This is a genomic window from Sporosarcina sp. Marseille-Q4063 (assembly GCF_018309085.1).
Taxonomy (GTDB): Bacteria; Bacillota; Bacilli; order Bacillales_A; family Planococcaceae; genus Sporosarcina.
The window spans coordinates 2,049,646-2,073,260 of record NZ_CP070502.1 but is presented as its reverse complement, the minus strand read 5'-3'; the positions used below and the strand labels follow the sequence as shown (position 1 = coordinate 2,073,260).

At 41.3% G+C, this 23,615-nt stretch carries 24 protein-coding genes and 5 tRNA genes; 22 read left to right on the top strand and 7 right to left on the bottom strand.

Going from position 1 to position 23,615, the window contains the following annotated elements:
* Positions 1–37 precede the first annotated feature (37 nt).
* Positions 38–1,096: an Mrp/NBP35 family ATP-binding protein gene (locus JSQ81_RS10700; protein WP_212604077.1), complete on the top strand. Its 1,059-nt coding sequence runs from the start codon at positions 38–40 to the stop codon at positions 1,094–1,096.
* 19 nt (positions 1,097–1,115) lie between these two features.
* Here JSQ81_RS10700 and gerD read toward each other — a convergent pair whose 3' ends face one another.
* Positions 1,116–1,727, bottom strand: coding sequence for a spore germination lipoprotein GerD (gerD, locus tag JSQ81_RS10695; RefSeq protein ID WP_212604076.1), 612 nt, complete (start codon positions 1,725–1,727; stop codon positions 1,116–1,118).
* A gap of 133 nt (positions 1,728–1,860) precedes the next feature.
* Between gerD and JSQ81_RS10690 the strand changes: the two genes are divergently transcribed.
* A complete protein-coding gene (locus JSQ81_RS10690; protein WP_212604075.1) occupies positions 1,861–2,541 on the top strand; it encodes a KinB-signaling pathway activation protein in 681 nt (226 codons plus the stop codon).
* A gap of 67 nt (positions 2,542–2,608) precedes the next feature.
* Here JSQ81_RS10690 and JSQ81_RS10685 read toward each other — a convergent pair whose 3' ends face one another.
* Positions 2,609–3,271: a polysaccharide deacetylase family protein gene (locus JSQ81_RS10685; RefSeq protein ID WP_212604074.1), complete on the bottom strand. Its 663-nt coding sequence runs from the start codon at positions 3,269–3,271 to the stop codon at positions 2,609–2,611.
* Positions 3,272–3,439: 168 nt separating this feature from the next.
* On the opposite strand from JSQ81_RS10685, the gene JSQ81_RS10680 reads away from it, so the two are divergent.
* From JSQ81_RS10680 to glmM, 11 genes are all read left to right on the top strand, one after another.
* Positions 3,440–3,514, top strand: a tRNA-Asn gene (locus JSQ81_RS10680).
* Between the two features lie 3 nt (positions 3,515–3,517).
* Positions 3,518–3,593: transfer RNA gene (locus JSQ81_RS10675), tRNA-Thr, on the top strand.
* A gap of 86 nt (positions 3,594–3,679) precedes the next feature.
* Positions 3,680–3,751 (top strand) — tRNA-Glu (locus tag JSQ81_RS10670).
* A gap of 170 nt (positions 3,752–3,921) precedes the next feature.
* A tRNA-Tyr gene (locus JSQ81_RS10665) sits at positions 3,922–4,006 on the top strand.
* A 133-nt stretch (positions 4,007–4,139) separates the two neighbouring features.
* Positions 4,140–4,211 (top strand) — tRNA-Gln (locus JSQ81_RS10660).
* Positions 4,212–4,516: 305 nt separating this feature from the next.
* Positions 4,517–5,422: an arginase gene (gene rocF / locus JSQ81_RS10655; protein WP_212604073.1), complete on the top strand. Its 906-nt coding sequence runs from the start codon at positions 4,517–4,519 to the stop codon at positions 5,420–5,422.
* Positions 5,423–5,633: 211 nt separating this feature from the next.
* Positions 5,634–6,197 carry an RNA polymerase sigma factor SigW gene (gene sigW / locus JSQ81_RS10650; RefSeq protein ID WP_172370573.1) on the top strand — a complete coding sequence of 188 codons (564 nt, stop codon included), beginning with the start codon at positions 5,634–5,636 and terminating at the stop codon, positions 6,195–6,197.
* Positions 6,198–6,210: 13 nt separating this feature from the next.
* Complete coding sequence (locus tag JSQ81_RS10645; RefSeq protein ID WP_212604072.1) at positions 6,211–6,846, top strand: zf-HC2 domain-containing protein; 636 nt, start codon at positions 6,211–6,213, stop codon at positions 6,844–6,846.
* Positions 6,847–6,977: 131 nt separating this feature from the next.
* Positions 6,978–7,814, top strand: coding sequence for a diadenylate cyclase CdaA (gene cdaA, locus JSQ81_RS10640; RefSeq protein ID WP_212604071.1), 837 nt, complete (start codon positions 6,978–6,980; stop codon positions 7,812–7,814).
* Positions 7,807–9,102 (top strand): CdaR family protein, encoded by a 1,296-nt coding sequence (locus JSQ81_RS10635; protein ID WP_212604070.1) that lies wholly within the window; start codon positions 7,807–7,809, stop codon positions 9,100–9,102. The genes cdaA and JSQ81_RS10635 overlap by 8 nt, the downstream gene beginning before the upstream one ends.
* Before the next feature lie 39 nt (positions 9,103–9,141).
* Entirely contained in the window at positions 9,142–10,494 is a 1,353-nt protein-coding gene (gene glmM / locus JSQ81_RS10630) for a phosphoglucosamine mutase (RefSeq protein ID WP_212604069.1), read from the top strand.
* Positions 10,495–10,729: 235 nt separating this feature from the next.
* Here glmM and pstA read toward each other — a convergent pair whose 3' ends face one another.
* The 5 genes from pstA to JSQ81_RS10605 form a co-directional block, all read right to left on the bottom strand.
* Positions 10,730–11,614, bottom strand: coding sequence for a phosphate ABC transporter permease PstA (gene pstA, locus JSQ81_RS10625; protein ID WP_212607632.1), 885 nt, complete (start codon positions 11,612–11,614; stop codon positions 10,730–10,732).
* Between the two features lie 2 nt (positions 11,615–11,616).
* Positions 11,617–12,570 (bottom strand): phosphate ABC transporter permease subunit PstC, encoded by a 954-nt coding sequence (gene pstC, locus JSQ81_RS10620; RefSeq protein ID WP_212604068.1) that lies wholly within the window; start codon positions 12,568–12,570, stop codon positions 11,617–11,619.
* A gap of 80 nt (positions 12,571–12,650) precedes the next feature.
* Positions 12,651–13,613, bottom strand: coding sequence for a PstS family phosphate ABC transporter substrate-binding protein (locus JSQ81_RS10615; RefSeq protein WP_212604067.1), 963 nt, complete (start codon positions 13,611–13,613; stop codon positions 12,651–12,653).
* Between the two features lie 181 nt (positions 13,614–13,794).
* Positions 13,795–14,613, bottom strand: coding sequence for a phosphate ABC transporter ATP-binding protein PstB (pstB, locus tag JSQ81_RS10610; RefSeq protein WP_212604066.1), 819 nt, complete (start codon positions 14,611–14,613; stop codon positions 13,795–13,797).
* 280 nt (positions 14,614–14,893) lie between these two features.
* A complete protein-coding gene (locus JSQ81_RS10605; protein WP_212604065.1) occupies positions 14,894–15,334 on the bottom strand; it encodes a YtoQ family protein in 441 nt (146 codons plus the stop codon).
* Between the two features lie 107 nt (positions 15,335–15,441).
* Here JSQ81_RS10605 and JSQ81_RS10600 point away from each other — a divergent pair, with 107 nt between their 5' ends.
* From JSQ81_RS10600 to JSQ81_RS10560, 9 genes are all read left to right on the top strand, one after another.
* Positions 15,442–17,007 (top strand): amidohydrolase, encoded by a 1,566-nt coding sequence (locus tag JSQ81_RS10600; RefSeq protein WP_212604064.1) that lies wholly within the window; start codon positions 15,442–15,444, stop codon positions 17,005–17,007.
* Positions 17,008–17,140: 133 nt separating this feature from the next.
* Positions 17,141–18,346, top strand: coding sequence for a hypothetical protein (locus tag JSQ81_RS10595; protein WP_212604063.1), 1,206 nt, complete (start codon positions 17,141–17,143; stop codon positions 18,344–18,346).
* 26 nt (positions 18,347–18,372) lie between these two features.
* Complete coding sequence (locus tag JSQ81_RS10590) at positions 18,373–19,530, top strand: hypothetical protein (protein WP_212604062.1); 1,158 nt, start codon at positions 18,373–18,375, stop codon at positions 19,528–19,530.
* Between the two features lie 23 nt (positions 19,531–19,553).
* The gene (locus JSQ81_RS10585) at positions 19,554–20,447 is read left to right on the top strand and encodes an ABC transporter ATP-binding protein (protein ID WP_212604061.1); all 894 of its coding nucleotides are present in this window, start codon (positions 19,554–19,556) and stop codon (positions 20,445–20,447) included.
* A complete protein-coding gene (locus JSQ81_RS10580; protein ID WP_212604060.1) occupies positions 20,419–21,150 on the top strand; it encodes a hypothetical protein in 732 nt (243 codons plus the stop codon). Before JSQ81_RS10585 ends, JSQ81_RS10580 begins: the two co-directional genes overlap by 29 nt.
* 61 nt (positions 21,151–21,211) lie before the next feature.
* A complete protein-coding gene (locus JSQ81_RS10575; RefSeq protein ID WP_212604059.1) occupies positions 21,212–22,099 on the top strand; it encodes an aminoglycoside phosphotransferase family protein in 888 nt (295 codons plus the stop codon).
* A 188-nt stretch (positions 22,100–22,287) separates the two neighbouring features.
* Positions 22,288–22,893 carry a class I SAM-dependent methyltransferase gene (locus tag JSQ81_RS10570; protein ID WP_212604058.1) on the top strand — a complete coding sequence of 202 codons (606 nt, stop codon included), beginning with the start codon at positions 22,288–22,290 and terminating at the stop codon, positions 22,891–22,893.
* Positions 22,894–22,896: 3 nt separating this feature from the next.
* Complete coding sequence (locus JSQ81_RS10565; protein WP_212604057.1) at positions 22,897–23,091, top strand: YwbE family protein; 195 nt, start codon at positions 22,897–22,899, stop codon at positions 23,089–23,091.
* 154 nt (positions 23,092–23,245) lie between these two features.
* Entirely contained in the window at positions 23,246–23,614 is a 369-nt protein-coding gene (locus JSQ81_RS10560; protein ID WP_212604056.1) for a DUF5412 domain-containing protein, read from the top strand.
* Position 23,615: the final 1 nt, after the last annotated feature.

Below are 23,615 nucleotides of genomic sequence, written 5' to 3'. Positions count from 1 at the left end.
GGAGGCGAATTGAATAAACCTCCAAGGAGTGTTGAAATTGATCAATGAACAAGAAGCACGTGAATTAGTAGGTCAGTTAAAAGATCCGTTTTTACATAAATCACTTGCAGAGACGGATGGAATAAGCGAAGTGTCAATTAACGTTGAAAAAGAGCATATCAGCGTCAAGCTAGCACTTGCCAAAGTGAATACTGCGGAACAATTACCGTTTCAAATGAAAGTTGTCGACCTTTTAAAAGGCGCGGGTGCAAAATCTGTTGGAATTCGCTTTGAAGAACTACCGCAGGAAGTTCTAGATAAGTTTCGTGGAACGGCAACAGAGTCGGAAGCGCAAGATATATTATCGCCATTAAGTAATGTAGAGTTCATCTCAATTGCGTCGGGTAAAGGCGGAGTTGGAAAATCAACTGTATCGGTTAATATAGCGGTTGCACTTGCTCGGCTCGGGAAAAAAGTTGGGCTAATCGATGCGGATATTTATGGATTTAGTGTTCCAGACATGATGGGTGTCACAAAAATGCCGATTGTTCGCGGAGAGCGAATTATTCCGGTTGAACGTCTTGGCGTCAAAGTCATTTCAATGGGCTTTTTTGTGGAAGATAATGCGCCGGTCGTATGGAGAGGCCCAATGCTCGGAAAAGCACTGGACCAATTTTTCCGTGATGTTGAGTGGGGAGATCTCGATTACTTATTCTTAGACTTGCCACCTGGAACTGGGGATATCGCGCTTGATATTCATCAAATGCTTCCTACATCGAAAGAGATTATCGTTACAACACCGCATCCAACAGCAGCATTTGTAGCTGCACGTGCGGGGGCTATGGCGCTTCAAACAGATCATGAATTATTGGGTGTTATAGAAAACATGTCTTGGTTCGAATCTGAAGTAACCGGCGAACGTGAATATGTTTTCGGAAAAGGCGGAGGCACACGATTAGCTGAAGAGCTTCGAACTGATTTGATCGGTCAAATTCCGCTTGGACAGCCAGATTGGAATGAAGAAGATTTCGCTCCATCTGTTTATGCAGAGGACCATCCAATTGGAATGATTTACACAGAGATTGCAAATCGCATTTTGCAAAAAACGAATAAATAAGTACACATAGGCGGAGGGGCTATTTGCCTCCTCCTCCGCCTCCACTTTCTTGTGGTGCTTCTTCTTCTTTTTTACCTTTTCCACCTTTTTCTTCTGATCCTTTTCCGGCCTCTTTAATTAATTTCTCCCACTTCGTTTGAAGAAGAGGGCTATTTATCGTCTCTTCGATTGCTTTTTCATATTGCTCTTTCATCGTTGCCGATTTGAGAATTGTTTCCATTTGCTTTTGCATATCGGGTTGTCCGAAAAAGTCTTCCAACGCTTTAAGAAATGATGCATCCTCCATCAACTTCTTCATAACGTCTTCTTGCTGCTCCTTCATGCTTTTAGCGACAGATTCCGTGAATTTGGGATCTTCAAATGCTTTTTTCCAAAAGTCTTCTCCATCTTTGGAAAGTAATGTTTCCTCGATTGACTTTTTAACTTCGGGCTGTTCTAGTGCAAGCAGTTCGCGAAAATCATCTTCAGATAAAATTTGCCGAAGAGTTTTCTTGCCATCCTCCGTTTGAAGCGAATCTGTCATCATCTTTTTAATTTCATCATAATTCGGGGCAGTATTTTCCGCAGTGCACCCGGTTAATAAAAGTATGATAACAAAAGTTTTCAGTAAGCCTTTTTTCACGGAATTCATTCCCTTCAATCCGTTTTCATCTATTGTTCACATTCAGGCGAATAATATGCATTTAATGTTTTCATAAATAGATTTTTAGGGAAATCGTTGTTACACTAATAAGAGCAAGAAAATCACTGGAGGCATAATTGTCGTGACAATACGAAATTGGGTTAAATTCTTTTTTAACGCGTTATTAATTGGAGGATTCGTTACAGCGGTAGCTGGTTTAATTGTCCGTTGGGAATTCTTTTCAGATTTATTAGCTGCAGGTGAAACTTGGCAGTTTATAGGTGCACTTTTATGGATGGTCTTTTTAGGATTCACGATGAGTGTCGTAGCACAGATGGGTTTCTTTGCCTATTTAACAGTCCATCAATTCGGCGTGAATATTTTTAAATCGTTAACACTGTGGAATTGGGTACAACTTTTAATTATTGCGGTGGTTCTGTTTGACTTGATCTTCTTTAGATTTCGTTTAACGACTGAAGATACGGGTCGGACATTATTATACTTAACATTACTTGCATCGCTTGTGATTGTTTCCTCGATTACAGCTTATTTAAAAGCGAAGTGGACGAAAAAACATACGCTAATATCCGCGTTGTTTTTTATGATTGTTATTACGACACTCGAATGGTTGCCAGCACTTATGGTTCGTTCTGGAAATATTGATACGTGGGTGACGATACTTTTATTCCCGCTACTTGCGGTTAATGCGTATCAAATATTGGCGTTGCCAAAGTACAATACGATGTCAGATGTTGATAAAGCAAAATTAGACGCTCGTCGTGAAGCGCGTCGAAAAGAAAAGACACGGGCGGCATCTAAATAAAAGAAAGCAGCACAAGTTGTCTTAATAGACAATTGTGCTGTTTTTTTTGGTTGGAAAAGTTGAAAGGTTACTTTGGAATTTTTTTCGTTTTCCCTTGTATGCCAAAGATAACATTTTCAATCGATTGAAAGTCTCGAGTGTCGGAAAGTCTTTTTATCTCAGCTAAATTGACGCGTTGTTTCCGATGATGAGGGACAGAAATGATTTCTCCTTTTATTTCGGGTGGAATTTCGCCGCCAGTCCATACGTAAGAGGAACCGATTGCATTTACTTCGGCTTCCCAAAGAAGTTCATGTAAAAAATATGAAAACACTTCGTCCTTCGTTCTAAACCACAATGGTTTTTCGCCGAAAATGTTTTCGAACTCATCAATTTGATGCACTAAAAGTTTTGCATCATTTTCATAAGCTGAACTATCTTGTCCAAGGAGCGCGGTTGGAATATTTTTATCTTTGATAATGCGAATTGTTTCTGGAAAACGCCCAGCCCAATCAATGTCTATAAAAAGCGTCGGATAGGGTTTTTTTATTTCCTTAATCCAATTCAGTACTTCGTCATCCCCGAAAGAAATATTAACAGTAAGTGCAGAACCGTATGTACCATGCGTGATAGCAACTGGTTCTTCAGTGATACGGAAGACATTTGTAAGGGAATAATTTTTCGGCAATGGCGGAAAGAGTAAAAACAAACCACAAGTAATGATGAATAATATAATTAATTTCTTGTACATATGTTGTCCTCCTTTTGCACAACCTATGTATAGGATATGAGCATGATTTGACAAATATGATGAAGTCATGTTATTATTTAAAAGTCGCTGTCAGAAAAGGTTTGAAACAAAAGTTGCTATTTATTTTTATTTTGTTATAATAGATTTTGTTGATAAATTAATGATTATTCCGCAGTAGCTCAGTGGTAGAGCAATCGGCTGTTAACCGATCGGTCGTAGGTTCGAATCCTACCTGCGGAGCCATATGCTTCCATAGCTCAGTAGGTAGAGTGCTTCCATGGTAAGGAAGAGGTCACCGGTTCGATTCCGGTTGGAAGCTCCAGTGAATACATATGATTGACAACGATTTAAAAGTACACAATTAGATTAAAGCTGCCATCAATGGACTGACTTTATCACTTTTAACGAGGCCCCTTGGTCAAGCGGTTAAGACACCGCCCTTTCACGGCGGTATCACGGGTTCGAATCCCGTAGGGGTCATTAAAGCATTTTGAAAGCGCACTTCGCTTTCAAAATGCTACCTTGAATCACTTGTCAAAACAAAGTTTTGACAGTGAGGCATATTTTTGAGGGTATTATCAAAAATAGTACTGCCGGAAAAAGGTAACTCGGCTAATTTGCCGGAATAAGAAACAATTATATTTCAACCTGGTGGGGTAGCGAAGTGGCTAAACGCGGCGGACTGTAAATCCGCTCCCTCAGGGTTCGGGGGTTCGAATCCCTCCCCCACCACCAATTTATTTTCAAACGTGAAACGTTTGAAAATAATTCTCTAAATCACTTGTCAAAACTTGTTTTGACACCGAGGCATATTTTCGTGGCACTTAACGAAAATAGTTCTGCCGGAAATCCCTTGTATTATTACCTTTGGGGTATAGCCAAGCGGTAAGGCAACGGACTTTGACTCCGTTATTCGTTGGTTCGAATCCAGCTACCCCAGTAAATTTACAAAAAATCCTTTCCAACAACTTGGGAAGGGTTTTTTTGTGCTTTGAATTCGCTATTAGTCGTTTGTAGAGAGTTATTGGTCGTTTGGACGACGTCATTAGTCGCTTCGGGCGGCTATTGGCCGTTTGAACGACGTCATTAGTCGCTTTGGGTGCGTCATTGGTCGTTTGACTGTCGACTTAGTCGTTTGCGTATCTGCATTGATTGAAAATGAATAAAAATCCGATATCCTGTCGAGTTGAGCCAATTCACTTTGCGATTTATACTATAGGTATTGTGCGAAAGGGGTAGTTAAAGTTGGATAAACATAAAATATCAATCATTGGGGTTCCGTTAGATCACGGTCAAAGTCGTCGCGGGGTAGACATGGGGCCAAGTGCAATACGGTATGCAGGCGTAATCGATCGCATTGAAGCAATCGGACATGAAGTAATCGACGAAGGTAATATTCAAATTGAAGTAGCGAAAAATGCAGAAACGCAAAACTCTAAACTTAAAAATTTAAATGAAGTCATTAAGGCGAATACCAGCCTTGCAGAAAAAGTTGAAAAAACTGTAGAAAGTGGAAGGTTTCCACTTGTTCTTGGTGGAGATCATAGCATCGCGATTGGGACACTTGCGGGACTTGCGACAGCGTACAAAAACCTTGGGGTAATTTGGTACGATGCGCACGCTGATTTGAATACGAGCGAAACTTCGCCTTCTGGAAATATTCACGGCATGCCAATGGCTGTAAGTATTGGTTTGGGTGATGAGCAACTTGTAAATATACATACTGCAGGTCAAAAAGTGCAACCTGAAAATATTGTGATTATTGGTGCAAGGTCAGTTGATCCAGGAGAACGGGAGTTAATTAAAGAAAAAGGCATTAAAGTATACACGATGCATGAGATTGATAAATACGGCATGACTGCAGTTATGCAAGATTCAATCGCTTATTTACAGTCACGCGAATTGGATGGCGTGCATTTGTCATTAGATTTGGACGGTCTGGATCCACTTTATACACCGGGAGTTGGGACACCGGTACCGGGGGGGATTAGTTACCGCGAAAGTCATCTGGCTATGGAAATGCTGGAAGAATCCGGAATCATTACATCGGCTGAATTTGTTGAAGTAAATCCGATTTTAGATGAAAAGAATAAAACAGCAGATGTTGCAGTCGGTCTAATTGGATCGTTGTTTGGCGAAAAATTATTGTAAATCTTTACTGGAAAAAGCTTGTCCACTTGTGGGATAAGCTTTTTTGTGTAAGTAAACATCTGAAAGTGGATATATTTGTTAAAAAACAATTAAATAAGGAAATTGTTTCTAAAATCTGTTAAAATTAAAGAAAACTATTTTAAAATAAATGAAACCTGTTGACACCTTCAACCGTATAGAAGGGGCAGCCGCATAGAGCGGGGGGAAAACTGTGGATGACTTGATTAATAAACGAATAGATGAAGTGCTGAAGGGCGATCAAGATGCTTTCGAGGAAATCGTGACGCTATTTCAACACCGACTTTACCATGTCTGTTATCGAATGTTGAGTAATCGGCAAGAGGCGGAAGATATTGCGCAAGAGGCATTTGTCCGAGCTTATATCAACATTCATACTTTTGACCAAAAGCGAAAGTTTTCAACATGGTTGTTTAGGATTGCGACGAATTTATGCATTGATCGAATACGAAAGAAAAAGCCGGATTATTACCTGGACGCAAATGTTCCTGGAACGGAAGGACTCACAATGTATTCGCAAATTGCGGCGGCCGGTGAACTTCCAGAAGAAGAAATTGAACGAATGGAAACGCAGGAACGCATTCAATACGAAATAGGCCAGCTTTCCGATAAATATCGTTCCGTAATTATTTTACGTTATATCGAAGAGCTGCCGTTACAGGAAATAAGTGATATTTTAGAATTGCCATTGGGAACAGTTAAAACTCGCGTACACCGCGGTCGAGCTGCCTTAAGAAAACAAATGGGTAATTTGTAGGGAGGAATCTGGTATGAATACGTGTCCGGAACACATCGTTCATTCTATGCACGCGTATTTAGATGGTGACATAAACCGTGATGATGAGCGAGAATTGATGAAGCACCTCGAATCATGTTCGGATTGTAATGAGCTAATGGAAAGTATGAGCGATTCAATCGCACTTTTAGAGAATATAGAACCAATGCAAGCACCTGACGGATTTGTTGAAGGGGTTATGAATCGTCTTCCGAAAGAGAAAAAACAAGCCGGAGTTCAAAGGTGGCTTAGAAAGCATCCGCTATTGGCGGCTGCGGCGTTATTCTTTCTAATGATGAGCGTTTCAACGTTTTCAAATTTCGGCAATGACCAACAATTTTCAGTGACGAAACAACCGAACCTCGTTGTGGAAGGGGAAACTGTGCTCGTTCCCGAAGGTGAAGTCGTAAAAGGCGATGTTGTCGTGAAAAATGGAGAACTTCGTGTTGACGGCGAAGTAGATGGGAATATTACAGTTATTGGCGGATCGAAATATATGGCTTCCACTGCGGTTGTAACAGGAGAAATAGAAGAAATCAATAAGGCATTTGATTGGCTATGGTATAAAATTAAAAGTACAGCCAAAGATATTTGGCCTTCATCGAAAAATGAAGAGCCTGTAGAAGAGTAAATTTAGCGACCGAATCAAACCGCGATGGGCGGGAATCGGTCGCTTTTTATATGTTTTATAGAAGCATTGAATGGCATCAATATGATATACTAGTAAACATATGAAATCGTCAATGAAGGTAGGCGAAGCACATGCCGTTTTTGGAAAAAGTTGTTCATCTCAGTCCAGTTGCAACGTTCATTAATATTGTGGATGTGCTTCTTGTCTGGTTTGTTATTTATCAATTATTCAAGATTATTAAAGGAACGAAAGCAGTACAGTTATTAAAAGGAATTTTTGTTCTAATCATTGTTCGACTACTAACAGATGTTTTTCATTTTGATACATTGAAATGGTTGTTAGATCAAGTGTTACCTTGGGGTTTTCTAGCAATCATCATTATCTTCCAACCTGAATTGCGGCGTGCGCTCGAACAACTTGGACGTGGTAGACTTTTTGCGCGGACAGCAATGCAAGAGGAAGAAGAACATGATCGCTTAATGGAAGCCTTGTCGAAATCCGTGAACTATATGGCGAAGCGCCGAATTGGTGCGCTTATCTCAATTGAACGCGAAACAGGGCTGAGTGAATATATCGAAACAGGTACGCCGCTTAAATCCGTTGTAACATCCGAGCTTTTAATAAATATATTTATTCCAAACGCGCCGCTGCATGATGGTGCAGTTATTTTGCATAAAAATCAAATTGCCGCCGCGGGTTGTTATTTACCGCTTTCTGAAAGTCCATTTATTTCAAAAGAGCTGGGAACTAGGCACCGTGCGGCTCTTGGGTTAAGTGAAGTGACGGATGCCATTACAATTATCGTTTCTGAAGAGACAGGCGCGATTAGTTTGGCGATTGACGGAGAATTATATCGTGACCTTAGTATCGAAGAGTTCGAGGCAAGATTGCGACGAGTTTGGTTCGGTACAACAACCGAGCCGAAAAATACTTCCAAATGGAAATGGGGAGTGAAGAAAAATGGATAGAATTATGGATAACCCATGGTTTCTTCGTTTCACGGCCTTATTTCTAGCTGTTATTTTGTTTTATTCAGTACAGACTGAAGAAGGAGACTCGAACGGCAACAAAGTGGGTGATCATCTCGATACGATTCGTGATGTTCCCGTTCAAGTCTACTATGACAATGAAAATCTAGTTGTGACTGGTGTACCTGAAACCGTTAATATAACAATTGAAGGTCCGGTAAATCTTGTTCAAACAACGAAGATGTTAAAAGACTTCTCAATAATTGTTGATTTACGGACGTTGACGATGGGAAGACATCAGGTTAGTATAAAATCTGAAAATATTTCAGAAAAATTGCAGGTGTCCATTGATCCAGCAATGGTGAATGTATTGATCGAAGAGAAAATCACTGAAACGTTCAAAGTAGAACCCGAATTCAATAAACGGCTACTTGCCGAAGATTTTCATGTTGCAAATATGGATGTCGTTCCGTCGACAATAGAAGTGACGGGTGCTAAAAGTATCATCGAATCGATTAGTTTTGTTAAAGCAACTGTATCAGGAGAAAACGGCATTAAGGAATCATTTGAACAACAAGCTAAAGTCAGAGTGCTTGATCGAGATTTGAATAAGCTAGACGTTTCAATCGTTCCAGAAACGGTCACGGTCAAGGTGGAAGTGGCTGAAAATAGCAAGGAAGTCCCGATTGTTTTAAAACAGACAGGCTCTCCGCCTGATAATGTGACAATCGATTCCGTATCATCTGCATCGGAAAAGATGACGATTTTTGGTCCTAGTAAAGTTCTTGATACAATTGATGCGGTCACAGTCGATGTTGATGTTTCAAAAGTAAAAGAGTCGCAAACAATGGAAGTTGATATTCCAAAACCAAAAGGTGTTTCGGATATGTCAATTTCAAAAATAAAAGTAGATGTTGAAGCCACGGTTGAAGAACCTGAACCGGAAGTAGAAGCGGACGAAAAGTTAGACGAGGATATTGCGTCTGAGGAAGCTGAACCATCAACGGAAACAATCAGCTTTGAAAACGTTGAAATCTCGGTAAAAGGTCTTGATGAAAAATATAAAAGTACGTTACTAAAGCCGGAAAACGGCTCAGTGACATTGACAGTCATGGCTGAACCTGACATCATTGGGAAACTGGCGAAATCTGATTTCACGGTTTCCATTGATGCATCGGAAACAGTTGAAGAGGGCGAGAATGTTTATCCTGTTACAGTAGAAGGTCCTGATAATTTACAGTGGACACTTTCTGAAGAAGAAGTAACGATGAGAGTCGAACTCGCTTAATGAATAGAAACAATGTGTAGTTTGAAAGGGAGAATGGAAATGACAAAGTATTTCGGTACGGATGGCGTACGTGGAATTGCAAATGACGAACTAACCCCAGAGCTTGCTTTTAGACTTGGAAGAATTGGGAGTTACGTGTTAACGAAAGACTCGCAGGAAAAGCCGCGTGTAATTGTTGGAAGAGATACACGTATTTCGGGCTACATGCTTGAAAATGCTTTAATCGCGGGTATTTTATCGACAGGTGTAGAAGTTATGACACTCGGCGTTATTAGCACACCCGGCGTCGCTTATTTGACTCGCGTTATGAATGCAAACGGCGGAGTTATGATTTCCGCATCACATAACCCGGTCGAAGATAACGGCATTAAATTTTTCGGTGCAGATGGCTACAAACTGACAGAAGAGCAAGAAGAAGAAATCGAGAAATTGCTTAATGAACAGGAAGATACGTTGCCACGCCCGACTGGTTCAGATGTCGGTTCTGTAATGGAATATTTTGAAGGTGGCCATAAATATATTCAGTACTTGAAACAATCCGTTGAAGAAGACTTTACGGGTATCCACGTAGCCGTTGACTGTGCGCACGGCGCGACTTCTACATTAGCGACACATGTCTTTGCGGATTTAGATGCTGACATTTCAACGATGGGCGCATCTCCGAATGGACTTAATATAAACGACGGAGTCGGCTCGACACATCCTGAAAAGCTCGCTGAATTTGTCCTCGAAAAGGAAGCGAATATCGGATTGGCCTTTGACGGCGATGGAGATCGTCTAATTGCTGTGGACGAGAACGGTAAAATTGTCGATGGCGATCAAATCATGTATATCATTGGACGTTTCTTGCAATCCGCAGGACGTTTGAAGCAGGATACAATCGTGTCAACGATTATGAGTAATCTAGGGTTTTATAAAGCCCTTACTGAACACGGCTTGAAGAGTGTGAAAACCGCAGTTGGCGATAAATATGTCGTCGAGGAAATGGTAAAAGGCGGTTATAATCTCGGCGGAGAACAATCTGGCCATATTATATTCCTTGACTATAATACGACGGGTGACGGACTTCTAACTGGACTCCAACTTGTGAATATCATGAAAGCAACTGGACGCACATTATCTAGTCTTGCGAGCGAAATGACGATTTACCCGCAAGAACTCGTCAATGTCCGCGTAACTGATAAAAATGCAGTCACAGCCAATGAACGTGTTGCAACAGTAATTGCCGAAGTCGAAACAGAGATGGCTGGTAACGGTCGTGTTCTCGTTCGTCCTTCAGGTACGGAACCACTCGTTCGCGTAATGGTTGAAGCACCGACAATCGATGATTGCAAACGCCATGTAGAACGAATTGTCGCTGTTGTACAAGCTGAAATGGGTTTGACGGAGTAACAACAAAAAGCTATCCAATGTGAGCGTGTGTGACGCTGACTTGGATAGCTTTTTTCATTTCACGTCTAGCTCCAGGCACCAGCCCCTCGAGTCGCTTCAGACTTTAAGATATAGGAAGGATTGAACTGCATCCTTCTTTGGCAAAAAGCGCCTTTATTTTAAAGTCCTCCAGTAGAGAAGAATTGAACTTCATTCTTCCCTTCGGGGCTAGACGGGTGCCTTGCGCTTTTGTTCTTCAGTGCTTTTGCTGGAATTTATTCCGAATGACAATTGCAGTTGTGTTTAACAATAATAATGCGATTAGCAGCACAATGATTGTCGCAGCTGCTAAATTTGCGTACTCCGCAGTCAGGGATGAGTCAAGTGTCCAGTAATAAATTTGCATGGGAAGGACTGTAAACTTGTCGAATATCCCGCCCGGAAAGGGAATTAACAACGCTGGAATTCCAATAACGACTAACGGAGCGGTTTCGCCAATCGCACGCGATAGCGATAAGATTGCACCCGTCAATATTCCTGGAAGTGCAACCGGCAAGATGATGCCCTTAATCGTTTGCCACTTCGTCGCGCCCATTCCGTAAGAGGCTTCGCTTAATGGATTTGGCACCGCTCTAATTGCCTCCTGACTTGCCACAATGACGATCGGAAGAATTAGAAGCGACATTGTAAGTCCGCCCGCTAATACGATGTTACCGAAATTCATCGCCCGAGCAAATACGGTCAATCCCAGGATTCCGTAGACAATAGAAGGAACTCCAGCCAAGTTTGAAATATTTGTTTGAATGAAACCCTGAAGCCGTCCCTTTTTCGCATATAGCTCCAAGTAAATTGCTGTACCGACACCTAAAAACATGGTGACAGGCGCAACGACAAGCATTAACCAGAAAGTACCTAGAATTGCGCCCATAATTCCTGCTCGTTCAGGTTGGGTTGATAATTTACCTGTTAAGAAATCGAAATTCAACCACCCAAAACCTTCAGAAAACACTCGGTAAATTAAAACTGCAAGGACAACGAGACCAAATAGAGTAGCGAGAAGAAAGATGTATTTAGAGATAGTATTTATAAGTAAACGCATTGTCATTCTTCTGCTAACTTTACGCTCTACGACTCTTTCCATCATTAATACTCCTCCCTATATTTGCGGGAAATTGATCTTGCCAATAAGTTCATCAGTAGCGTAAATACGAATAGCGTCATCGCAACAGCATACAGACTGTAATAGATTGTGGATCCTGCAGGTGCATCTCCGCCCGTGACTTCGACAATATAAGCGGTCATTGTTTGCATGGATTGCGTAATGTCGAACGTGAAGTTTTTTGTGCTACCGCTGGCAATCGTAACAATCATCGTTTCACCAATCGCACGAGAGATTCCAAGAACAAATGAGGCGATAATTCCTGAAAGGGCGGCAGGAATGACAACTTTTTTTGTCACTTCTAATTTCGTTGACCCTAATGCTAATGCACCTTCACGCATCGAATTTGGCACGGAACTCATCGCATCTTCTGAGAGAGAAGCAATCATCGGAATGATCATAACCCCCATCACGATTCCAGGGCTCAATATGTTTGTTGCCGCAAGCCCGGGAATAATTTCGCGCAGTAACGGCGTGACGAAAGTGAATGCGAAAAATCCATAGACGATTGTCGGGATTCCCGCGAGTATTTCGAGTAAAGGTTTAACTGTTTTTCGTACCTTTTCAGACGCATATTCACTCAAATAGATTGCCGACATTAACCCGATGGGGGCGGCAACTGCCATAGCGATGAGTGATGATGTCACAGTACCGATAATAAGTGGCAGGACACCGAACTCTGGTGTTTGGCTAAGTGGTTTTAACACAGTGCCAGTAAAAAACTCTGCAATCGGTACCCGTTTAAAAAACTCGATGGTTTCGGATAACAATGTGTAGATGATACCGACGGTTGTTAAGATTGATACAGAAGCAATTAGAAATAGAAAGATTGGAATGGCTCGTTCGAATGACTCTTTGAAGTTTTTTGAGCGCTGCTTTTGTTCGATTAATTCCCTGATGCCAATCTCATTCTTTGTTATTTCATTCTTAATGGGCATTGCACAGAGCACTCCTTTATCATTTATAAGGTACAAGAAGATGAGGCATGGGATGCGCGCTCATCTTCTTGCAGTAGAGCTTATTCGTTTTTTAAACCAGTCAAGTATTCAATGCTTTCTTTGACTTCAGCATCTGGTATTGGTGCAAAACCAGTTTCACCAGCAAAGTTATTAATATTGTCCATCAGATAAATCGCGTAATCTAGAACTTGTGGTTTTTCTGTTGTGTTCTGGATATTCAAGTATGTGAAGACTGGTCGTGTAAACTGTGCATAGTCGCCGTCTTCCGAGATTGTATCAAGTGATGGTTCTACCGCGCCGTTACCGAAATCTACATGAACCGCATCTAACTTGTCTTTATTATTGACGTAGTACCCAAATCCGAAGAATGCAATTCCATTTTTGTCTTCAGCTACTAAGTTAACCAGTGTTGAGTAATCTTGTTGTAAATTTACGCTGTCTACGAGATCTTGTTTTTCTAAAATGCTTTCATAGAAGAACTCATACGTTCCGTGGTTTTCGTTCGGTCCCATCGGATTAATCTTTTCATCAGGCCAACTCGGGTCTAGATCCGACCATTTTTCAATGCCACTGTCCGCTTTGAATATGCTAATAAGCTGTTCCGGAGTCATTTCTTTAGCCCAATCATTATCTTTGTTAATCACAAATGTTAAACCGTCTAATGCAACCTTTAATTCTTTAACTTCAATTCCTAGATCTTCTGCTTCAGCTGCTTCTTCGTCTTTTATTTGACGGGATGCATTGTTAAAGTCTGTTCCGTCTTTTACTAAAAACTTCTTAAATCCTGCGCTTGTTCCCGCACGACTAACTTCTACGGATACATTTTCTTGTTCATTTATCATATATTCTTCTGCGATTCTAGCCATTAACGGATAAACTGTTCCAGATCCATCAATCACAACGCTTCCTTCAATCTTTTCTGTTTCATTGTCGCTATTCGCCTTTGGATCAGCTCCGCATGCAGCAACAACTACAGCAAGAGCTGCCACAGCCAGTAGCAAGAGATACTTTTTCAATTTCATTTGAATTGTCCTCCTCTTAATATCTGTTTTAGTAGAAAGTTTTGCTCTTTCTAGTTTTAAGTATAAGGAGTGATTGTTAAGCTAGTATGTGTTTAATGTAAACCTTTTGTAAATAAGGGAATAAGAGTAAAATTAAAAACACCGCCTTTTATTCGTTGGAATAAAAAGCGGTGTTTAGTCATTAGCCGAATCGGCCATTTATATAGTCATTTGTAAGGTGGTCGGTCGGGTTATTAAAGATTGTGGATGTTTGATCACATTCAATAATTTCACCGTTCAGGAAAAATGCTGTGCGGTCTGAAATCCGTGCTGCCTGTTGCATATTATGTGTGACGATTGCGATGGTCACATCGTTTTTAATAGTATTTATGAGCTCTTCCACTTTGTGCGTCGAAACCGGATCTAAAGCGGAAGTAGGTTCATCCATCAAGATGACTTCAGGGTCTATCGCGAGACAGCGAGCGATGCAAAGTCGTTGTTGTTGTCCGCCGGAAAGTCCGTAAGCACTTTTATGGAGGCGGTCTTTCACTTCATCCCAAAGGGCAGCTTTTCGCAAACTATCTTCCACAATATTGTCGAGCATCGCTTTGTTTCGGATTCCATGAATTTTAGGTCCATATGCGACATTCTCATAAATCGATTTAGGAAATGGATTTGGCTTTTGGAAAACCATGCCAACTTTAGAACGAAGCATTTCTACAGGTATCGCATTTCCAAGAATGTTTTTTCCTTTGAATGTAACATGGCCGGATATAGATACATCGGGAACCATTTCCACCATTCGGTTCAGGGTTTTTAAATAGGTCGACTTCCCGCAACCGGATGGACCGATAATTGCGGTGACTTCTTTTTCATTAATGGATAGATCGATATTCTTCAGTGCATGCGAAGCTCCGTACCAAAGATTCAATCCATTCGTTTCATAAACAGGCTTTCGCCAGTTGGCATTTTCCATCAGCCGAAGTTGTACGTCTTCTTTATGCTCTGTCATTAATGTCATGAGAATCCTCCATTCGAGTTATCTAGTTCTAATCATAGAGGTGGAATGTTAAGGAAGTATAAAGGGGGTGTAAAGGTTTTGTAAATTTGGGTGGATATCCGACAGATAGCGGGCTATATCCGACACATAAGCAGTGATATCCGCAACTTTATGATGTATATCCCTACAATTAATACATATATCCGCGCCTTTCACACTTATATCCGTAAAACACCACTAAATACCTATCGAAATGAATCAAAAAAGAACTCCACCATTCAAAGTGGAGTCCCCAGCTAGTTCATTCAAATATATAATGCAATGCTTTTATCGCTTGGTCGACTGTTTCTACAGTGGCGTGTGCTTTACGCGATAATTCCTTCAGTGCATGATGATGTTCTTCCTGGCGAATAAGAATTAGCGGTTTTCCGTATGCAACGGCTGCGCTCGCGTCCATTGCGGTATTCCATTGCTTGTACTTTTCGCCGAACAAAGCGATGACAAGATCGGCTTTCTTCATTAGAATTTCCGTTCGCAAGTTATTAAAGTTCGAAGCCGCTGCATCTTTAAAAATTGCATTTGGCTGTTCGCCTAAAATTTCTTCTCCGATATTATCGGAACGGTCGTGATCTTCCATCGGTCCGACGAAATCAATTGGCAAATTCAAAGCTGCTACTTTCACTTTAACTTCCTCACGCCACGCACTATGAATTTCTCCTGCCAAATAAACAGTTAATCTCAATGAAATCCCTCCAATATATTTCTACTATAATTGTAGCATTTTTTTCGCGGCCATTGCACAGGATTGCCCGAAAGTTTAGACTATATGGTAGACAGGGGGAATTGTACATGAAAACGGTATGGCATAACGGAACGATATATACGATGAATTTCGAAGGCGAGCAAGTCGAGGCGCTACTTACAGAAGACGGCAAAATTAGCGCGATTGGAACCTATGAGGAATTAAAAGGACGAGCCGATAAAGAAATCGATTTAAAAGGAGCTGTTCTCTATCCAGGTTTTGTCGATAGCCATATGCATATGATCGGACATGGCCAAAGGTTACTGAGCCTTGATTTAGCAAAAGCAGGGTCTGCGGAAGAAATGCTGGACATGCTTAATGATGCGCATAAAGATTTAACGCCGGATGAGTGGTTTATCGGCGAAGGGTGGAACGAAAACAATTTTCCAGATAAAAGAATTCCGCGAGCAGACGAACTAGATAAGGTCACGGATTCACCAATGGTGTTGAAAAGGACATGTCGCCATGCAGTCCTTGCAAACTCAAAAGCTCTTGAACTAGCAGGCATTACGAAAGATACGACGGATCCTGAAGGCGGCGTTATCGAACGCGATGAAAACGGGGAAGCAACTGGCTATCTTCATGAAAGCGCGCAGGATCTGGTGCTAGACTTGCTACCAGAACCAACAGTTGAATCATTGACAAAAGCTTTATCGAAATCCGTCGATGATTTGGTCGCGCTTGGATTAACCGGCGCTGTGACAGATGATCTCGGCTATTACGGTGATTACACAAACCCGCTTCAAGCTTTTAAAAATGTTATCGGCGATCAGCGGAAGTTCCGTGCCCATTTACTTAGAAGATCCCCGGTATTCGAGCAAATAATGGAAGAGCAGGCAACTTACAACGAACCTTGGATAACACCTGGAGAGATGAAGTTTTTCATCGATGGTGCACTTGGCGGAAAGACTGCGTTATTGAGCAAGCCTTATTCAGATACGCCCGAAACATCAGGCGTGGCGGTTCATACCGATGAAGAAATTGAAGAACTTGTTAAATTAGCACGAAAATACGATGAAGCGATTGCGGTCCATGTCATCGGAGATGCGGCTGCAGAAAAAGCATTAGATGCCATCGAAAAATATCCTGTTCCTATAGGAAAGCGCGACAGATTGATTCATGTGAATGTGTTGCGTGACGATTTGGTTGCGAGAATGGAAAAACTTCCAGTCATTCTGGATTTACAACCGGTATTTGTGTCGTCGGATTTCCCATGGGCGATGGATCGGTTAGGCGATGAGCGTCTGGACTGGGCCTACGCTTGGAAAAAGTTAATCGACCGTGGATTTATTTGCGGCGGCGGCTCGGATGCGCCGGTCGAAGAAGTGGATCCTTTACTCGGAATCTATGCTGCCGTGACGCGTCGGAAACCAGGCGAGACCCATGAAGGCTATTTGCCTAATGAGAAACTTAGTCGTTTCGAAGCGGTGCATATATTTACTGCAGGAAGCGTTGCGACTATTGGAAAAGGCGACGTGCGCGGGAAACTTCGTGAAAACTTCGATGCGGATTTTACGATTCTCGATACGGATTTATTCACTGTTGAAAATGAAGGAATCGTTGATGCGAAGGTTGTCATGACTGTAGTTGCTGGTGACATTGTTTATGGGTAGATGTTAAATAGATGAATTGATTCAATAATTGCACCCTTGTTACTTTTCAACTACTTTGGTAAACTAGTGAAAAATAGGGAAAAGATAGAAAATTATAAACCCTGGAACTAAAGTTGGATTAGGGGAGGCTAAGATGAATCGATTCTTTATAAAACATGAGTTCATGCTCATGCGAAAAAGCAAAAAGAATAATATGTTCATCGTATTTTTAGCAGCATTGGTTTTTAGTTATTGTTTTATCGTCTTGCCGAATCAAGAAACAATCGACACGATAGACGTCGAAGAATTGAAAGTGCTCGTCTCTGACACGGCAGCTTCCCAAGAAAGCAGGGAAGCCAGAGGCGCGACGGGAATCATTCATTTTATTGGCATGTCGGCTTATGCGCAAGATGAATATAGAAATAAGGTTCGGAATGCAATGGTCCATGCTTATGAAAATGAGGAATATACCCGGTACTTGCGTTTCAAAATCCTGAACATAGATCCGATGGCTTTTATGGAGGACAAGACAATATTTCCAAAGTCGCCTTTTCCGCACAAGGATCGTTCTAATCTATTGCATCATATGCAACTACGCTATGACAGCTATTTAACGAGTGATCTTCCGGTTTCTAATGAAATTATCGAGCAAAAGACAGCGCTTCAAGTATTGTCGAATTTATTGTTAAGTCCCATGACTTACTTGATCTTTTTTTGCGCAATTTATTTCGGCAGTGATGTGCTCGTGCGAGATCGAAAAAACCCGACAGTTTTACAAGGGATACCCTTATCCTGGTATCGCCTTATAAACCTGAAGACTTTCGTGGCATTTTCTTATACAATGCTCGTGCTATTCGCGCTATTCATTGCCGGAATGGCCGCATTGACATTCCAAAATGGTTTCGGTTATTTTGGCATCCAAATTCCTGTGCTTGTTCCGGGCACTGAAATTGGTTTCATGGACTCCGAAATGATTTCAATCGGGAAATTCCTATTGCTTGCAATTGGTTTCATCCCGATTCTTGTGTACTTTTTTATTCGGTTGAATATGGTATTAAGTTTGGTGTTGAAAAACGAATGGCTTGTACTTCTTGTCAGTTCGCTCATTCTTTTTTCAGAACGCATATATTTCACAAGAACATTAAGAGAAATTTTAGGTGTTGAAATTAGCCATTTCCCCCAGACGTATTTTGAGTTTGGCAAGGTGATCACTGGCGCAAAAAACTTTTTGGTGAATTTGGAAACGATTACTTATTCAAAAGGGTATCTTCTATTTATCATTGCAATCGTCATAACTGAACTTTTGCTCGTTCTCGTTTCTCGGATCGTAGACAAACAGCGTTTTTATCAAACAAACTGATGCCATTTTGGAGGTAGGGAAAAATCATGCTTTGGAGATACTTTCTTTTTGAATCAAAAATTCTAATAAAGAATCGGAAAAATTGGTTTCTCGGTATCGTCATTATGCTGTTTTTTCCACTGTTTGTTCTCTATACAAATCAAACACCGGCGGAAAACTTGCGAGATATAAAAGCAGCGGAAGCAAATTCGAACAGCATATTATTCAAGTCATATGGGGACGATTTGCAAGAAGGTGACTCGGAAAAACAAGCGATGTACGATATCTTGACCCGGCAATCTACATTGGTGAACTTTCAACGATTCTATATCATGGAAGGCGAAGTGACCGAGGATTATGTTGCAAACGGTTTGGAGTTGAACGAACTGCGACTCGAAGCGCATGAATTGGGCTATCCGGGCGTTCCTCAACATTTCATCGTACCAAAGGATGAAATCTTGAAAGAAGATGCGTTTTTGCGTTTTATCCAGAAAGAAAAATTGACATTGGATTCAAATAAGTTTTTGGCAGAGCCGCATTTTGTCTCTGCATTAGCTTTACTGAGCGGATTGCCGTTTGTTTTCTTTGTCTTGATAAGCGGCAGCGAGATCATTGTTTATGAACAAAGACATCAGACGGTGATGAGCGGATTTCCGATTTCATTTATGCATAAAATAAATATAAAAGTTCTTATCCATTTCATTCAAACGATGGTGTTTCTCGTATTAGGATTGCTTTTGGGGCATTATTTTTTATCAAAAGAGTTCGGGACGGGTTATTTGACTGATCCGGTTGTCATTTATAGAAACGGCGGTTATGATGCAGTCGTTATTTTCGATTACTTGCTGTATGCGTTAGTAGCGTTGGCAGCGATTACACTGGTCGTTTTATATTTAAGCATTTTACTCAATATCCTTTTCAAAAATGCTTTTGCAAACGTGTTGGTGGGTTTCAGTTTGTTTTTGGTGCCAAATTTGCTACTGGTCTGGGGGGTGAATTCTGCGATTTTCCATCCTTTAAAATACATCGACTTCTCAAGTGTTCTTTCTGGAACTTTAGCGAAACAACTGGAGACTGCTCAAATCGACTTTTGGTATTCAATCCTATGGTTAGTTGCCCTTTGCGCATTATTGATCTTTATATTATTTGTGAAAAATAAACTCGGCTATCGACAGACGCAAAGAACTTTGAGTAGAAGTGTGTAAAATGGGGGAGGACGGGGCAGTCGATGATAAAATTAAAGAATATCTCAGTGGCATTCAAAGATAAAGTCGTCTTGGATAACTTATCGTTAACGGCGAGTAAGGGTGAAATAATCGGGCTAGCTGCGCCAAATGGAACAGGTAAAACGACGTTGTTCAACGTCATGGCAAACTTCCTGAAACCGACAAATGGCGAAGTGACATTCAATGATAAATATGGTTTCAATACTGAAAAAGATAAGCTCTATATCCATAAGCATATGTCGACTTTTCCAGATCAAGATGATTTATTTGATGAATTATCGGGCGTTGATCACTTGAAATTATACGGCAACATGTGGAAAGGCTCTACAAAACATCTTCCAGGGATTATTGAAAGGTTGAAGATGGGCGATTATGTTAAACGAAAAGTAGGCACCTATTCGCTTGGCATGAGGCAAAGGCTTTGTTTTGCGATGATGGCGGCGGCGGATACGCCTGTCATGTTGATGGATGAAGTAATGAATGGATTGGACTTTTCGAACGTAGCGCTCATTTCCGAGTATTTACTCGATATGAAGAAAGAAGATAAGCTGATTTTCGTTTCCTCGCACTTGCTCGAGAACCTGGATTTGTATGCGGACCGCGTGCTTTTCTTGAAAGAAGGGAAAATTGTTCAGCAGCAAATGTTGAATGAGAAAAATGAATCCTATATAAAGATTGTCATTCGTCCAGCTGAGTATGAACAGTTAAGATACGCGTTGCCAGATGATCATCTCTACATTGCGAACCGATTGCTTTGCATACCATTGGCGGATATGCAGATTCCTGAACAGATCAAATGGATAGAACGGTTACTCGTATTGAATGACGAGGAACTGACAATAGGCGCGCTAGGGACGGTGGAATATTATGAAAAACACTATCACAGCACCGATTAAAGAGGTAGTTAGTAAGATCGCTTTGCTTTTTGCCTTGTTACTAGTTCTTGCCGGTTGCGGAAGTATACTCAATGCCCCGACATACAACAATATGACTGATGCCGAAAAAAACAGTGAAATTGTCGGAGAAGAAAAAGATGAGATTGTCGGGAATGTGAGTCAAACGATTTTCGGCACAGTCGACCGGGACAATTCGAAAGGGCAGAACGTAGAAACGGGTGAAATCGAAAAGTCGGGAATGGAAGTGAACGTTCCTGAAGGCAGATATGAGATTTTTGCCGGGCATTCGGGAAATGTATTTATTTATGATGAACAGGGCGATTTATTGATTCGAGAAATGTTTGATCAGTTTTATGGCGTAGAGTCCGCATTGACCGTCGATTTGAGTGAAAACCATACAATTTTCTTCGATGGTGGATTGGATGGCGCAACGGTGCGTCATGCCGAAACGAAACTTTCAAATAGCTTATCTCCGGGAATATGGGAAGTCGGATTGGATATTGACGCTGGTGATTATGTAGTTACAACCGATGACCGGTTGGTGGGATACTTACAAGTTTTTGATCCGGAAAAAGAGGTCCGAGTTTACGAGCTAGTCGGCGGAGAATCACTGCAAACGGAAAGTGATGTTCAATTAGTCGAGGGGCAAAAACTGAAAATAACGGGTGCTAAACAAGTTCATTTTGAACCGGTTAAAAAATAAATTGCGGAAAAATCAATCCTGGAAATGGGTTGATTTTTTTACTGCTTATGGGGGTATGGATTTGGATTTAAATGAAAAACAGAAACTTTGGATAGAACTTAAATTAGGTGTTGCGGTAAAGTCGATGAGAAAACTTTATGGGGGAGCCTCATCGCTGATTTTTGAGGTGGAAACTGAAAAGGGTCACGTAATCTTGCGTCAATTTGACAATGAGGAATGGCTCCAAGAAGAACCGGATCTTGTGTCGCATGAATCAGCAAGTTTGCAAATTTCATCACGAAGTGATTTACCTACACCATTACTTCTTGCTGCCGATGAAACCGGCGAAGGAAGTGGAATGCCATCTGTGCTGATGACGAAAGTAGAAGGTAAAGTCGTGCTCGAGCCAGATGATTTCCATGTATGGACAGATGGATTGGCTAAAACGCTTAGTGAAATTCATCGGATTGGAGCCATTGGAGCGAAGGATTTTTCATGGAAATATGCGCCGTATATGAACGTTGAGAACTTAGAGATTCCCGAATGGACACGAAAGCCTGATGTGTGGAAGTCAGCCTTAGAACGATTACACGGTGCAAAACCAAAATACCATGAAACATTCATCCACCGCGATTTCCATCCAGCCAATGTGTTATGGAATGGCGAAAAAGTTAGCGGAATTGTGGATTGGCCAAACGCTTGCCTGGGACCCGCGGGAATTGACGTAGGCCATTGTCGGGTGAATTTAGCATTGCTTCACGGAGTCGAAATCGCGGATTTATTTTTGGAAGCTTACTGTCGTCATGCAACCGAATTCATCTATGATTCTTATTTTGATATCGCATCTATTTTCGATGCCATTGATGGACCAATAACTGTTTATAAAGGGTGGACAGATTTAGGAGTTGTAGGGCTCACGGATTGGATGATGGAGACGCGACTTGACGATTTTATGGAAAGTGTTGTTTGAAACAAATGATTTTAATGGGGCTAACTTGATGAAGCGACTATAAACGAGAAAAAGCGACTATAGTGGCGGCTGAAACGACCAAAGCAAGTATCGAAGCGACCATACCCCCAAAAAAAGCAATCGCAACCCCCTCGGGTCGCCCAGTATGCTAAACTAGAACCACCATATCCGAAGGGAACTGATGCAGAATGTCGAATATGTGGCACGAACGTTTCTCGACAGATGAATATGTATACGGGAAAGAGCCGAACGAATTTGTGGTCGAAGCCTCAAAGCTAATGCCGAAAGGGAAAGTACTCTGCATTGCGGAAGGCGAAGGACGGAATTCAGTGTACCTGGCTTCGCTTGGATTCGACGTTACCGCTTGGGATTTTGCACAAGCGGGTCTCGATAAAACAAAACAACTTGCAGATGAAAAAGGTGTTACAGTAACTACAGCGTATCGTGATCTTGCAGACGTAAAATGGGAAACCGAACAATGGGATGCTATCATTCAAATTTTCGGCCATTTTCCTGAAGACGTTATGGCGCGCACCTTTTCTGGAATTAAAAAAGCATTAAAACCAGGCGGATATTATATAAGTGAATTGTATTCGAAAGAACAACTTGCCTACGGGACAGGCGGACCACGAAATGAAGCCATGCTAATAAATCCGAAAGAAATGCTCGAACAATTTAACGGTTATTTCATCAAACATTTCCATGTAGGCGAAGTGAACCGTGAAGAAGGCCAACTTCATACAGGAACTGCCCATGTCGTACAAAGCATGTTTCAAAAAAGAAAAGAGGATTGAACAATGGACGGAAAAAATCGTGACGATATCACACCAGGTTTAAAAGTCGCAATCGTATTGAAGAAAGACCAACGTACTGGCGCAAAAACTGAAGGCGTCGTAAAAGACTTGTTGACGAAATCGAAATTTCATCCGCACGGCATTAAAGTCAGGCTAGAAGATGGTCAAGTCGGCCGCGTGGCGGAGATATTGGAATAAAGTAAAGATCCTTCGTGGATCTTTTTTATTTCGCGAAAATTAATAGAAAATTCCTTATCCATTTCGTGTACAATAAGGTTATAAACAATGATTCGATGAAGTGACATTATCCTTTCCCCGAACGTCCTATTTGGAAAAGGGGGCATCCAATGCCATGAAATATTTCATGAAAGTATTAGGAATTTTATTAGCGGGACTGGCAGGTATCATTATTATTTTGTTTTTGGTCATCAATCACTTTTTCTTCAGCATGTCCAAACTTCCTGCAGGCGAATTTCTAACAGAATCCCAATCTCCAAACGGCGAGTATACAGTGAAAGCCTATGTATCTATGAGCGGCGCGACAGTGGCGGATGCGGTCAGAGCGGAAGTTGTATTTCAAAATAACAACAAAAAGAAAAATATTTACTGGGGCTATCGTCAATCAACTGCGGAAATAAATTGGATTGATGACCATATAGTTTCCATCAACGGCGTGGAGTTAGATGTTAGAAAAGACGTATATGATTTTCGAAAGGAATGAT

What these genes read in the sequence shown, in the direction of transcription:
- JSQ81_RS10590 (WP_212604062.1), top strand. Translation starts at nt 18,373, where the DNA reads ATGCTTTGGAGATACTTTCTTTTTGAATCAAAAATTCTAATAAAGAAT.
- JSQ81_RS10595 (WP_212604063.1), top strand. Translation starts at nt 17,141, where the DNA reads ATGAATCGATTCTTTATAAAACATGAGTTCATGCTCATGCGAAAAAGC.
- JSQ81_RS10645 (WP_212604072.1), top strand. Translation starts at nt 6,211, where the DNA reads ATGAATACGTGTCCGGAACACATCGTTCATTCTATGCACGCGTATTTA.
- JSQ81_RS10570 (WP_212604058.1), top strand. Translation starts at nt 22,288, where the DNA reads ATGTCGAATATGTGGCACGAACGTTTCTCGACAGATGAATATGTATAC.
- JSQ81_RS10600 (WP_212604064.1), top strand. Translation starts at nt 15,442, where the DNA reads ATGAAAACGGTATGGCATAACGGAACGATATATACGATGAATTTCGAA.
- glmM (WP_212604069.1), top strand. Translation starts at nt 9,142, where the DNA reads ATGACAAAGTATTTCGGTACGGATGGCGTACGTGGAATTGCAAATGAC.
- cdaA (WP_212604071.1), top strand. Translation starts at nt 6,978, where the DNA reads ATGCCGTTTTTGGAAAAAGTTGTTCATCTCAGTCCAGTTGCAACGTTC.
- JSQ81_RS10635 (WP_212604070.1), top strand. Translation starts at nt 7,807, where the DNA reads ATGGATAGAATTATGGATAACCCATGGTTTCTTCGTTTCACGGCCTTA.
- JSQ81_RS10585 (WP_212604061.1), top strand. Translation starts at nt 19,554, where the DNA reads ATGATAAAATTAAAGAATATCTCAGTGGCATTCAAAGATAAAGTCGTC.
- pstB (WP_212604066.1), bottom strand. Translation starts at nt 14,613, where the DNA reads ATGACATTAATGACAGAGCATAAAGAAGACGTACAACTTCGGCTGATG.
- JSQ81_RS10565 (WP_212604057.1), top strand. Translation starts at nt 22,897, where the DNA reads ATGGACGGAAAAAATCGTGACGATATCACACCAGGTTTAAAAGTCGCA.
- JSQ81_RS10615 (WP_212604067.1), bottom strand. Translation starts at nt 13,613, where the DNA reads ATGAAATTGAAAAAGTATCTCTTGCTACTGGCTGTGGCAGCTCTTGCT.
- pstC (WP_212604068.1), bottom strand. Translation starts at nt 12,570, where the DNA reads ATGCCCATTAAGAATGAAATAACAAAGAATGAGATTGGCATCAGGGAA.
- JSQ81_RS10685 (WP_212604074.1), bottom strand. Translation starts at nt 3,271, where the DNA reads ATGTACAAGAAATTAATTATATTATTCATCATTACTTGTGGTTTGTTT.
- JSQ81_RS10560 (WP_212604056.1), top strand. Translation starts at nt 23,246, where the DNA reads ATGAAATATTTCATGAAAGTATTAGGAATTTTATTAGCGGGACTGGCA.
- gerD (WP_212604076.1), bottom strand. Translation starts at nt 1,727, where the DNA reads ATGAATTCCGTGAAAAAAGGCTTACTGAAAACTTTTGTTATCATACTT.
- pstA (WP_212607632.1), bottom strand. Translation starts at nt 11,614, where the DNA reads ATGGAAAGAGTCGTAGAGCGTAAAGTTAGCAGAAGAATGACAATGCGT.
- JSQ81_RS10580 (WP_212604060.1), top strand. Translation starts at nt 20,419, where the DNA reads ATGAAAAACACTATCACAGCACCGATTAAAGAGGTAGTTAGTAAGATC.